This is a genomic window from Robertmurraya sp. GLU-23 (assembly GCF_052983275.1).
The window spans coordinates 87,477-99,450 of sequence record NZ_JBRKCV010000005.1 but is presented as its reverse complement, the minus strand read 5'-3'; the positions used below and the strand labels follow the sequence as shown (position 1 = coordinate 99,450).

The 11,974-nt window shown below is 35.0% G+C and carries 12 protein-coding genes; 9 read left to right on the top strand and 3 right to left on the bottom strand.

The window, feature by feature from the left end; translation table 11 throughout:
* Position 1: 1 nt before the first annotated feature.
* On the bottom strand, positions 2 to 991 hold the full coding sequence (trpS, locus tag ACVBAX_RS10835; RefSeq protein WP_430773637.1) for a tryptophan--tRNA ligase: 990 nt from the start codon (positions 989 to 991) through the stop codon (positions 2 to 4).
* A 161-nt stretch (positions 992 to 1,152) separates the two neighbouring features.
* The gene (locus tag ACVBAX_RS10830) at positions 1,153 to 1,443 is read right to left on the bottom strand and encodes a DUF3899 domain-containing protein (protein ID WP_447117157.1); all 291 of its coding nucleotides are present in this window, start codon (positions 1,441 to 1,443) and stop codon (positions 1,153 to 1,155) included.
* A gap of 307 nt (positions 1,444 to 1,750) precedes the next feature.
* Between ACVBAX_RS10830 and ACVBAX_RS10825 the strand changes: the two genes are divergently transcribed.
* From ACVBAX_RS10825 to ACVBAX_RS10805, 5 genes are all read left to right on the top strand, one after another.
* Positions 1,751 to 3,436 (top strand): peptide ABC transporter substrate-binding protein, encoded by a 1,686-nt coding sequence (locus ACVBAX_RS10825; RefSeq protein WP_447117043.1) that lies wholly within the window; start codon positions 1,751 to 1,753, stop codon positions 3,434 to 3,436.
* A 139-nt stretch (positions 3,437 to 3,575) separates the two neighbouring features.
* Positions 3,576 to 4,505 (top strand): oligopeptide ABC transporter permease, encoded by a 930-nt coding sequence (gene opp3b, locus ACVBAX_RS10820; RefSeq protein ID WP_447117042.1) that lies wholly within the window; start codon positions 3,576 to 3,578, stop codon positions 4,503 to 4,505.
* Entirely contained in the window at positions 4,505 to 5,533 is a 1,029-nt protein-coding gene (opp3C, locus tag ACVBAX_RS10815; RefSeq protein ID WP_447117041.1) for an oligopeptide ABC transporter permease, read from the top strand. The genes opp3b and opp3C overlap by 1 nt, the downstream gene beginning before the upstream one ends.
* 16 nt (positions 5,534 to 5,549) lie before the next feature.
* Entirely contained in the window at positions 5,550 to 6,590 is a 1,041-nt protein-coding gene (locus ACVBAX_RS10810) for an ABC transporter ATP-binding protein (protein WP_447117040.1), read from the top strand.
* Between the two features lie 12 nt (positions 6,591 to 6,602).
* Entirely contained in the window at positions 6,603 to 7,532 is a 930-nt protein-coding gene (locus ACVBAX_RS10805) for an ABC transporter ATP-binding protein (RefSeq protein ID WP_430773643.1), read from the top strand.
* 105 nt (positions 7,533 to 7,637) lie between these two features.
* On the opposite strand, the gene ACVBAX_RS10800 is transcribed toward ACVBAX_RS10805, so the two are convergent.
* Positions 7,638 to 7,823, bottom strand: coding sequence for a hypothetical protein (locus tag ACVBAX_RS10800; protein WP_430773644.1), 186 nt, complete (start codon positions 7,821 to 7,823; stop codon positions 7,638 to 7,640).
* 182 nt (positions 7,824 to 8,005) lie between these two features.
* Here ACVBAX_RS10800 and ACVBAX_RS10795 point away from each other — a divergent pair, with 182 nt between their 5' ends.
* The 4 genes from ACVBAX_RS10795 to cls all read left to right on the top strand — a co-directional run bounded on the left by ACVBAX_RS10795 (position 8,006) and on the right by cls (position 11,930).
* The gene (locus ACVBAX_RS10795; protein ID WP_430773645.1) at positions 8,006 to 8,581 is read left to right on the top strand and encodes a GNAT family N-acetyltransferase; all 576 of its coding nucleotides are present in this window, start codon (positions 8,006 to 8,008) and stop codon (positions 8,579 to 8,581) included.
* A 383-nt stretch (positions 8,582 to 8,964) separates the two neighbouring features.
* The gene (spxA, locus tag ACVBAX_RS10790; RefSeq protein WP_119707263.1) at positions 8,965 to 9,360 is read left to right on the top strand and encodes a transcriptional regulator SpxA; all 396 of its coding nucleotides are present in this window, start codon (positions 8,965 to 8,967) and stop codon (positions 9,358 to 9,360) included.
* Positions 9,361 to 9,639: 279 nt separating this feature from the next.
* Positions 9,640 to 10,308 carry an adaptor protein MecA gene (mecA, locus tag ACVBAX_RS10785; protein WP_430773646.1) on the top strand — a complete coding sequence of 223 codons (669 nt, stop codon included), beginning with the start codon at positions 9,640 to 9,642 and terminating at the stop codon, positions 10,306 to 10,308.
* A gap of 110 nt (positions 10,309 to 10,418) precedes the next feature.
* Entirely contained in the window at positions 10,419 to 11,930 is a 1,512-nt protein-coding gene (gene cls, locus ACVBAX_RS10780) for a cardiolipin synthase (protein ID WP_447117039.1), read from the top strand.
* Positions 11,931 to 11,974 lie beyond the last annotated feature (44 nt).

Genomic DNA, 11,974 nt, shown 5'->3' with positions numbered 1-11,974 from the left:
TTTACTTTCTTTTTCTTCCTAGCCCCATGGCATTTTCCATTTTCTTAACCATTTTACTTGCCACTTGATTTGCTTTAGCTGCCCCTCTATCAAGTATTTCATCCAATTCAGTAGATTCCATTAACTGATGGTATTTTTTCTGAATCGGTTCAAATTCAGATATTAGAACTTGTGCTAGTTCTGATTTAAAGTCTCCGTATCCTTTACCTTCATACTGATTCTCTAATTCTTCAATCGTTTTTCCAGTTAAGATGCTGTAAATTGATAAAAGGTTCGAAACCCCTGGTTTATTTTCTTTGTCAAACTTTACTACCCCTTCAGAGTCAGTAACAGCGCTTTTAATTTTCTTTTCTATTTGCTTTGGCTCATCCAGTAAAGAAATAAATGCCTTTTGATTAGGGTCAGATTTACTCATCTTTTTCGTTGGATCTTGTAAGGACATAATACGAGCGCCAACTTTTGCAATTCGTACCTCTGGAATAGTGAAAATATCATTGTACTTCTTATTAAAGCGCTCCGCTAAATCACGAGTAAGCTCTAAATGCTGCTTCTGATCTTCTCCCACTGGAACCAGGTCCGTCTTGTAAAGCAAAATATCTGCAACCATTAAAGGGGGATAAGTAAGCAATCCAGCAGAAACCGCGTCTTTCCCAGCAGATTTATCTTTAAACTGTGTCATTCTCTCAAGTTCTCCGATATAGGATATACATTGGAACATCCAGCCTGCCTGTGCGTGTGCCGGAACTTCAGATTGAATAAATAACGTAACTTTTTCTGGATCTAATCCAACCGCAATGTATAAGGCAGCGAGACTACGAATATTTTTTCTAAGTTGCTGAGCATCCTGAGGGACCGTAATAGCGTGTTGGTCTACGATACAGAAATAACAGTTATATTCATTTTGAAGCTCAACGAACTGTTTTAATGCGCCTATGTAATTTCCTAGTGTGATCATTCCGCTCGGTTGGATACCAGAGAAGATGGTTTTCATGAAAGTTCCTCCTTTTAAGTGGAAAAAACCACTCCTCCAAACTAATACAAGGAAAAGTGGCAGAAATATTAACCACAAACTTAAAATCATTCATCAATTATGTAATAAGATGCTTATTAAAAATTATAAGTAACTATTGTCTTTTAATCAAGAACTACCGCTTACATATAGTAGAAGAAGAGGGCTGCAAGACATAGTACTAAATTAATAAAGCCTACAAACAGTAACGGAGAATATTTAATAGTAATGATTTGTGATAATGGTCTCATTTCATCCACGTTTTCTCTTGTTACATCTTTTCCAGCAAAAATTAATCGAAATGATTTAGTAACGACATCAAAAAATCCTGTGTTCACTGTAAAAATTGCTAGAGATATGAAAAGGAGCAGACTTGAAATATAGAAGCTTTTATTTATGTAATTTAAAAGTGAAATGCTATTACTGAAAAACATTAGAATGAAAATAATTATTTGAGAGCATAATAAAAGTGCTAAATTCAGCTTTGTTTTAAGCGTTTTCATTAGGTGATCCTTTCTGAAATTATTATTTCTGTATAACATTAAAGCAAAAAACTAGTTGGTCGGGTTAGATATTCAATTTCTAATAAATGCTAATTATATCATAGTATATCTAAAGTCGATGTTAACAATTATAACAATAGTGTAAAATTTTTTTGAAAAAACATGTACAAACCGTAAATTACATGTATAATAACTAATGTACAATTTTTCAGAAAAAACAATCTAAGGAGGTCTATCAGTGAAAAAGTCAAAATTTTCATTGCTTTTAGTCCTAACACTAGTTCTTAGCATGTTTTTAGCTGCATGTTCTGGTGGAAACAAAGAGGACGAAGCTACAACTGATAATGATTCAGAAGCTACTGGCTCTGAATTAGCTGAAAACCAAGAAATCACAGTTCTAGAATCAGCTGAGATTCCATCAATGGACTCTGTACTTGCTGAGGACACTGTAGGTTTCACAATGATCAACAACGTTAACGAAGGATTATATCGCCTAGATCAGGAACAAAATCCAATTCCTGCTTTATCTGACGGTGAACCAACTGTTAGCGAAGACGGTACTGTTTACACATTCAAACTTAGAGAAGCTAAATGGTCTAATGGTGATGCTGTAACTGCTAACGACTTCGTATATGCATGGCAACGTGCACTTTTACCTGATTCTGCTTCATTCTACGGTCCTTACATAATGACTGGAGTAATTAAGAACGCAGATAAAGTAAAAGCTGGAGAAGTTGACCCAAGTGAGCTTGGTATTAAAGCTTTAAGCGATACTGAGTTAGAAGTAACACTTGAAAAGCCAGTTCCTTACTTTACAGCTTTAATGGCATTCCCTACTTTCTATCCACAAAACCAAAAGTTTGTTGAAGAAAAAGGCGCTGACTTTGCAAAGAATGCTGAAAACCTAATCTTTAACGGTCCTTTCAAAATGACTAAGTGGGATGGGGTTGCTGCAACTGAGTGGACTCTTGAAAAGAATGAAGAGTACTGGGATGCAGAAAACGTTACTTTAACAAAAATCAACTATAATACATCTAAAGATCCACAAGCAGCTGCAAATGCTTTTGAAGCAGGACAAGCTGATGTAACACCAAAACTATCAACACCAGCGGTTATCTCACAATATGAGGGAGATTCTCGTCTTTTAACATGGTTAGAGCCAACTGAATTCTGGTTAAAGTTTAACCAAGAAAACGAAGCATTAGCTAACAAAAACATTCGTTTTGCTCTTTCTTTAGCGTTTGATAAAGATGCTTTAGTAAACGATATTCTTCAAAACGGTTCTTTAGCTGCTAACTATGCGGTTCCTGCCGATTTCGTTAAGCACCCAGAAACTGGTGAAGACTTCCGTGAAGCAAACGGTGATTTAAATGCATACGATGCAGAAAAAGCAAAAGAATATTGGGAAAAAGGTTTAGCTGAATTAGGTGTAGAAAGTCTTGAATTGAACTTCCTTGGTGGAGACACTGAGACTTCAAAGACAGTTGATGCTTTCCTTAAGGATCAACTACAAAATAATCTACCAGGTTTAACAATTAACCTTGAAAGTGTTCCATTCTCTGTACGTCTTGATCGTGAAGATACTCAAAATTATGATATCCTTCATGCTGGTTGGGGTCCGGACTATCCAGACGCAATGACATATTCTGATCTTTGGTTAACTGGTGGCGGACACAACAAAATGTCTTTCTCTAACGCTAAATATGATGAGTTAGTAAAATCTGCTCAAACTGAGTTAGCTGATAAGCCTGCAGAGCGTTTTGAAGCTCTACAAGAAGCGGAGAAGGTATTGTTTGAGGATGCAGCTCTTGCAGGAACATACCAACGTGCTTCAAATCTTTTAGTAAATGAAAAACTTGAAGGCTTTACTTACCATATCTTTGGACCAGAGTACAGCTGGAAGTTTGCGAAACTAAATAAATAATTTACCATGTAATTAATATGGTGAAATGATGTACAATGAAATAGGAGAGAGAGTATATTCGCTTAAATATACTCTCTTTTTCCCTGTAATCAAATTGTCGAAACATGGGGAAAATTCAAAATAAGTAGGAGGTGCACAGATGATTAAATATATTGGCCAAAGGGTTATATATATGATAATTACTCTATTTCTAATTGCCTCAATGACGTTTTTCTTAATGAAGCTTGTTCCAGGTACACCATTTAAAAACCAAGCAAAAATGTCAGATGAGCAACTTGAGATGATGCTTGAATATTATAAGCTTGATGAACCAGTTCCCGTTCAGTATGTGGCGTATATGACAAACTTAGTTAAGGGTGACTTAGGTACTTCTTATCAATTTGCCAATACACCAGTAACAGAATTATTAGGTGCAAGGATTGGTGCTTCTGCTTTACTAGGATTTCAAGCACTATTAGTAGGTACAATTGTAGGTATCATTCTTGGGGTATTAGGAGCTCTAAGGCAAAATACGTGGGTAGATTATGGAACGACCTTTATAGCTGTTATTGGTAAATCCATTCCTTCATTTGTTTTTGCTGGATTGCTTCAATATTATATAGGTGTAAAATTAGGTTGGTTCCCTGTTGCGTTCTGGAAAGGCCCTGAATACACCGTTATGCCAACGATTGCACTCTCAATGTTCCCAATTGCCATTGCAGCTCGTTTTATGAGAACTGAAATGGTAGAAGTATTAGGCTCGGATTATATCACTTTAGCAAGAGCAAAAGGTGCAAACTACTTTGAAATTGCATTTAAGCATGCGTTAAGAAATGCTTTAATTCCAGTTATCACTGTATTAGGGCCGCTTGCTGTTAGCTTAATGACCGGTTCTCTAGTGATTGAAAAGATTTTCTCTGTTCCAGGACTCGGAGAGCAGTTTGTAAAATCTGTTCAAGTGAATGACTATTCGGTCATAATGGCTACGACGTTATTATTTGCGTTCCTATTTATTGTTGTTATTTTAGTGGTTGATATTCTTTATGGATTGATTGATCCAAGAATTCGTTTAGCGGGAGGGAAGAAATAATGGCACAATTTGATGAGAAAATCAGCAAAGACCAATTTGAGCCCGCTATTATTGACGCATCAACAAGTGAACGCATTGCTAAACCAAGTCTAAACTATTGGCAGGATGCGTGGTTACGAGTTAGAAAAAATAAAGGTGCGATTGTAAGTTTAGTAGTGATTGGAATTTTAATTATTATGGCTTTAATTGGGCCATCATTAAGTAATTTTGAGTTTGACAAACAAAACACGAAACATGCTAACTTACCACCTCGTATTGAGGCATTAGAAAATATATCTTGGTTACCATTTGATGGAACAAGAACATTAAAAAATGGTAATGTGGTAAATCCATATGAGCAAAAGCAAATTGAAGAGTACTACTGGTTTGGTACGGATGCTCTTGGTAGAGACCAATTTTCTCGTGTTTGGAAAGGGATGCAAATCTCTCTATATATCGCATTCTTAGCGGCTTTTATTGATATGGTTATCGGTGTTGCCTTTGGTGCTATTTCGGGTTACTTTGGTGGACGTATTGATAATATTATGCAAAGAATCATTGAAGTTCTTTCAGGAATTCCAAATCTAGTAATTGTTATTTTGATGATTATTGTTTTAAAGCCAGGTATTATTTCAATTACAGTCGCATTAACGATTACCGGTTGGGTGAGTATGGCTCGTGTCGTTCGTGCCCAGGTTTTAAAATTAAAAAACCAAGAATTTGTTTTAGCATCTCGCACACTTGGTGCTAGCCATGCGAAAATTATTTTTAAACATTTAATTCCTAATCTCGCAGGTGTTATCATTATTAACACAATGTTTACGATCCCTAACGCAATATTCTTTGAAGCCTTCTTAAGTTTTATCGGTTTAGGTCTTCAAGAGCCATTAGCATCATTAGGAACACTAATTGATGAAGGATTTAAATCAATGATTGCCTTCCCATACCAAATGTTAGTTCCAGCGATTATTATTTCTATCATTATGATTGCATTTAATATGATTGCAGATGGTCTTCGTGATGCGTTAGATCCTAAAATGAGAGACTAAAGGCAGGTGAATTAAGATGTCAAAAATATTAGAAGTAAATAATTTAAATATATCTTTCCACACGTTTGCTGGAGAAGTCAAAGCGATTCGTGGCGCTAACTTTCATCTTAATAAAGGTGAAACTCTTGCCATCGTTGGGGAGTCTGGTTCAGGTAAGTCTGTAACAACAAAGTCTATTATGCGTCTTTTACCTGAGAGTAACTCTGAGATTAAAGAGGGAGAAATCCTATTTGATGGAAAAGATTTAACAAAATTATCGGACAAGCAAATGCAATCGATTCGTGGTAAAGAAATATCAATGATCTTTCAGGATCCGATGACTTCTTTGAATCCAACAATGACAGTTGGTAAGCAAATCATGGAACCAATTATTAAACACCAAAATATGAGTAAGTCTGCTGCCAAGCAACGTGCAATTGAACTTTTGAAGCTTGTTGGAATTGCAATGGCTGAGGAACGCTTTAAACAATATCCTCATCAATTCTCTGGTGGGATGAGACAAAGAGTTGTTATTGCTATTGCGTTAGCATGTAATCCAAAAATACTGATTGCAGACGAACCAACTACTGCATTAGATGTAACGATTCAAGCGCAAATTTTGGAACTAATGAAGGATCTGCAGAAAAAAATTGATACTTCAATAATCTTTATTACGCATGACTTAGGTGTAGTTGCCAATGTTGCAGACCGAGTAGCGGTTATGTACGGTGGGAAAATTATTGAGATTGGTACAGTAGATGAAATCTTCTACAATCCGCAGCATCCTTATACATGGGGTCTAATTAGCTCGATGCCAGATTTGGATACAGCTGAAGATGAGCTATATGCCATTCCAGGTTCACCACCAGACCTGCTTAACCCTCCAAAGGGAGATGCGTTTGCACCACGTAACGAATATGCGATGAAAATTGATTTAGAACAAGAGCCTCCAATGTTTAAAGTTTCGGATACACATTACGCAGCAACATGGTTACTTCATCCGGATGCTCCAAAGGTGGAACCACCAGCAGCTGTCTTGAAAAGAAGAGAATTGTATCCAGGTTACAATAATAAATAAGGAGGTAAATCAATGGAAACTAGAAAGAAATTGCTTGAAATCAAAAATTTAAAGCAATACTTTAATGTCGGTAAACCAAACGAAGTCAAAGCAGTTGATGGAATTAGTTTCGATATATATGAAGGTGAAACATTAGGGCTCGTAGGAGAGTCAGGATGTGGAAAATCTACAACTGGTCGAACCATTATACGACTTTATGATGCAACGGACGGAGAAGTTTTATACGATGGTGTTAATGTTCACGGAAAAAAATCGAAGGAAGAATTAAAGGCATTTAATCATAAAATGCAAATGATCTTTCAGGATCCCTATGCTTCCTTAAATCCAAGAATGAAAGTTTCAGATGTGATTGCTGAAGGGATCGATATTCACGGTCTAGCAAAAACGAAAGAAGATCGAATGAACAAAGTGTATGAACTACTAGAAACGGTTGGATTAAACAAAGAGCATGCGAACCGTTATCCACATGAATTCTCAGGTGGTCAAAGACAACGTATTGGTATTGCTCGTGCTCTAGCAGTTGATCCGGACTTCATCATCGCTGACGAACCGATCTCAGCTCTTGACGTGTCGATTCAAGCACAAGTAGTTAACTTAATGAAAAAACTTCAAAAGGAAAAAGGGTTAACGTACTTGTTTATTGCGCATGACCTATCAATGGTGAAGTACATTAGTGATCGAATTGGAGTTATGTATTTCGGAAAGTTAGTAGAACTAGCTCCAGCAGATGAATTATATAATAATCCAAAGCATCCATACACTCAATCTTTGCTTTCTGCAATTCCACTTCCAGATCCTATATCTGAGCGTTCCAGAAAACGCAAAACTTATGATCCCAAAATGCATAATTACCAGGCAGACGAATCCGTTGAATTACGTGAAGTATCACCAGGACATTTCGTTCTATGTTCTGAGAAAGAATTCGCACAATACAAGAAATAATAAAAACGATCTCGAAGACGAGATCGTTTTTATTTGAAGAAACTTACACTATACGTTATCATAAGTAAAAAGTAAAGCGCTTACGATACGTAAAAAATAAATAAATTATTTTCTTTTTCCGCCAACTTGCTTCCAGCCAGTTTGAAATTTAGCTGATTGGTCTACAAATTCTGATTTTTGCTTACCACCAAACAACTTCTCGCCAATTCCATTTGTAACGACTCCTAAAACAGCGGTGATTCCAATAATTAATAAGGCAACAATGGTAAGGTCGGTAATATAATTAACCATAATAAACCTCCTTTATGTATAACTGCCGTTAGCGCGGTTATGTGAATTATCACTACTTTCTATTTTAAAGAATTATCTTTAGTATGAAAAGAGTAATATTAACAAAAAATTGTATCGTAAGAAATCTTTCTATTAGTTGAATTTAGTTCATAATCAATAAATCCATTAAAAAGGAGTTTTATATGCACTGGTATGAAAAATTAAATCAGTATTTTCCAATTGAAGAAATGAAGTCACAGGAACATATGGAAACTCTTCTAAAAGAGAAATCGTCTATATATCATAAAGACGAAGGAAAGTATCATGTGTTAATGTATGCGGAATTTGACCAATTTATATTCATTGATTATTTATATGTTTCTGGTGAAGCGAGAGGACAGGGGTTAGGACATCAACTTTTAGAAAAGCTGAAACAAAAGGAAAAACCAATCATTTTAGAAGTTGAACCAATAAACTATAAAGATAGCGATACAGAAAAGAGACTGCGTTTTTATAAGCGTGAAGGTTTTGAGCATGCAAGCAAAATTGGATATGAAAGAAGATCGTTAGCAACAAATGAAGTGAATTCTATGGAAATTCTTTATTGGTCACCTGGACATGAGAGTGAAGAGTCGATATTTGAAGGTATGAAACAAGCATACAAATTGATTCACACATATAAGGATATCGAGTTTTATGGAGAGTCGTATGAACCAGTAGAAGAGGTATTAAGTTTTGATCAAAAACATGAAACAACGGACCTATTAAAGGATATTTAATAAATTTTGGAAAGTTGCCACAGAGAGGTGACTGTTTTTCATTTTCATTAGCTAAATGAGAATTAAAGTAATGTTTACTCAAACTAAAATCTGGGTAATTAAAGTAGAAACATAAAAATATTCTTATTTTCTTAAAAAAAATAAGAAAAAAATGAAACTTTTCTCTCACCTTTTACGTATATAGACTATCTAGCCAACAAAATTGTTGTATTTATCGTAATTTAAAACTTTCGAAAAAAGGATACCTTTTTACTCAGATTTGATGTATAATAATTAATATAAATTACTAGTTTAAAGTAATTTTAAATAAATACGTCAAATGACCAAAATATCTCCCAACATAGATTTTAAAAGTTAAATTTAAAAGGAGTGTGAGTTAGTTAATGGTAACATTATACACTTCACCAAGTTGTACATCATGCCGAAAAGCGAAAATTTGGCTAGAAGAACACGATATTCCTTATACAGAGAGAAATATTTTTTCTGAACCATTATCTATTGATGAAATCAAAGAGATTCTTCGAATGACTGAAGATGGAACAGATGAAATTATTTCGACTAGATCAAAAACGTTTCAAAAGCTAGATGTTAATCTAGAGACTATGCCTCTTCAGGATTTATTCGAATTGATCAAAGATAACCCAGGTTTACTTCGTAGGCCCATCATCATTGATGAAAAGAGACTTCAAGTCGGGTATAATGAGGATGAAATCCGCCGCTTCCTACCGAGAAGAGTTCGTACGTTTCAATTACGTGAAGCTCAACGCTTGGTTAACTAAATGATTGAAACCTTCGAATCGAATCGAAGGTTTTTTATCTATATTGGTTTAAAAAAAGTAGTAATTGATAATTATGTAGTAAGAAAGTATCAAATATGGGTGTTAGTTGGTTTTTAGAAATGTGTAACATTTTATTTCCCTTTATTGTATTTTTGTCATAAAATATAAATACGAGGCAACAATACGTTTAGCACTTGCCTTAGAAAATACTAAAGACTAGATCGTTTTTCTGCATGAGGGTAAGTCCCTTCCAAAAATGCAAGAAGGGAGAGGTTAATGTTGGAAATCGAACGTATTAATGATAATACAGTCAAGTTTTATATTTCATACGGAGACATCGAGGAAAGAGGATTTGACCGTGATGAAATCTGGTATAATCGTGAAAAAAGTGAAGAGCTTTTTTGGGAAATGATGGATGAGGTTCATCAAGAGGAAGAATTTATGATTGAAGGCCCTCTTTGGATCCAGGTCCAAGCTCTCGACAAAGGTCTTGAAGTTCTTGTAACAAAAGCACAAATATCAAAAGATGGACAGAAGTTTGAGCTGCCTATTACAGATGAAAGGCTGAAGGATATTCCTGTAGATGAAAGAATTGAGGAATTGCTTGATCAGCATTTTAATACAAAAACAGACGATGAAGATGATGATTCATACGAAGATACACTAGAGTTCCTAATTGCTTTTAAAGATTTTGAAGACTTAATATCACTCTCTAATCGTAATATTTTAGATGATTTATCCACCAAATTATATTCCTTCGAAGGCAAATATTATTTATATGTTGACTTTCCTGAAGAGGAGTATGATGAAGAGGATATTGATAATAGCTTAAGTTTATTATTAGAGTATGGACATGAAACAGCGGTCACCATTCATCGTGTAGAAGAGTATGGAAAACTAATTATGTCTCAGAATGTTTTCTCTGAAATAAGAAGGCACTTTAAATAATTATCCGATTTCAATATATGAAATCGGTTTTTTACTTTTTGGACAAAGAGTTAGAGTTTATCCTCTTACTTTTGAGGGAATAGTAAGGCAATGTTTTAGAGGGGGTAGCTATGAAAAATTTTGTAAGAATTCTATTATTTATTGCTGTTTTAGCTATTCTTTACTTTATTCTCCAAGGAAAAGTGTATGAAGGATTATTCCGATATATTAGTATTCTGACTACATTATCAGTTATGTTTATTGGAGCAGTGATATTTTTAGAAAATAGACATCCTACTCAGACTTTAACATGGTTAATAGTCCTAGGTAGTTTCCCATTAGTAGGTTTCTTTTTTTATTTACTTTTTGGTAGGAACCATAGAAAGGAAAGAATGTTTCGTCGTAAATTTTTCCTGGATCAACAAAATTACTTAAAATTCGAACGTGGAAGAGATCCTATTAGTGAAGAAAAGATTAAAGTATTGGGGGAAGATCAACAAAGGTTATTCCATTTGGCCCACCGTATAGGCCATAGTCCGATATCATTTGCCACATCCACTAAGGTGTTATCGAATGGTGAATCCACTTTTTATGAAATATTAGAAGAGCTTAAAAAGGCTATGCATCACATTCATTTGGAATATTATATCGTTCGACACGATGAAATTGGTCAACAAATAAAAAAACTCTTGATACATAAGGTGAGAGAAGGTGTGAAAGTTCGTTTTCTTTACGATTCTGTAGGATCGTGGAAGCTGCCGAGTGTATACATAGACGAGCTTAGAGAAGCTGGTGTGGAGGTTGTTCCATTTGGTCCGGTCCGTTTCCCTTTCTTGAATAGTAAGTTTAACTTTAGAAACCATCGAAAAATCATTGTTATAGACGGTCATATTGGGTTTGTTGGTGGATTAAATATTGGTGATGAATATTTAGGTCGTAATGATTCCTTTGGATTTTGGAGAGATACACATTTACTTGTAAAAGGAGAAGCTGTAAGAACGTTACAGTTAATTTTTCTTCAAGATTGGTACTATATGACGAATCAAAGCTTCCTTAATTCTGAATACCTTTCACCTGTTCTTGAGGAAAATATTCATGGTGGCGTTCAGTTAATTGCTGGTGGTCCAGATAATGAACATAGTGTGATTAAGACGATTTTTTTTGCCATGATTACGTCCGCAAAGGAATCCGTTTGGATTGCTTCTCCCTATTTCATTCCAGATGAAGATATTTTTTCAAGCATTAAAGTAGCTGCACTGAGTGGCATTGATGTACGAATTCTAGTACCTTATAAACCGGATAAACGAATTGTTTTTCATGCTTCCCGTTCCTATTTTCCAGAGCTTTTGGAGGCTGGAGTCAAAGTATACGAATACGAAAAGGGATTTATGCATAGTAAAATATTAATTATCGATAAGAAGATTGCTTCGATAGGTACATCAAATATGGATATGAGGAGCTTTCATCTAAACTTTGAAGTAAATGCCTTTTTATATGGAACAAGAAGTGTTGAAATGTTAGTCCATGAATATGAAACTGATATTACTTTTTCTAGGCAAATCAATCTAGCTCAATTTACAAAGCGTCATTTTGGTTTAAAGTTGTTAGAATCTACATCGAGGCTATTATCTCCACTTTTATAAAAAATCTCCTAGCGGGTTTTGCTAGGAGATTTTTTATGGAGGAA

Excerpts from the sequence above, each read along its gene's own strand:
- opp3C (WP_447117041.1), top strand. The coding sequence starts at position 4,505 with ATGGCACAATTTGATGAGAAAATCAGCAAAGACCAATTTGAGCCCGCT.
- cls (WP_447117039.1), top strand. The coding sequence starts at position 10,419 with ATGAAAAATTTTGTAAGAATTCTATTATTTATTGCTGTTTTAGCTATT.
- ACVBAX_RS10810 (WP_447117040.1), top strand. The coding sequence starts at position 5,550 with ATGTCAAAAATATTAGAAGTAAATAATTTAAATATATCTTTCCACACG.
- spxA (WP_119707263.1), top strand. The coding sequence starts at position 8,965 with ATGGTAACATTATACACTTCACCAAGTTGTACATCATGCCGAAAAGCG.
- ACVBAX_RS10795 (WP_430773645.1), top strand. The coding sequence starts at position 8,006 with ATGCACTGGTATGAAAAATTAAATCAGTATTTTCCAATTGAAGAAATG.
- ACVBAX_RS10800 (WP_430773644.1), bottom strand. The coding sequence starts at position 7,823 with ATGGTTAATTATATTACCGACCTTACCATTGTTGCCTTATTAATTATT.
- trpS (WP_430773637.1), bottom strand. The coding sequence starts at position 991 with ATGAAAACCATCTTCTCTGGTATCCAACCGAGCGGAATGATCACACTA.
- ACVBAX_RS10830 (WP_447117157.1), bottom strand. The coding sequence starts at position 1,443 with ATGTTTTTCAGTAATAGCATTTCACTTTTAAATTACATAAATAAAAGC.
- ACVBAX_RS10805 (WP_430773643.1), top strand. The coding sequence starts at position 6,603 with ATGGAAACTAGAAAGAAATTGCTTGAAATCAAAAATTTAAAGCAATAC.
- opp3b (WP_447117042.1), top strand. The coding sequence starts at position 3,576 with ATGATTAAATATATTGGCCAAAGGGTTATATATATGATAATTACTCTA.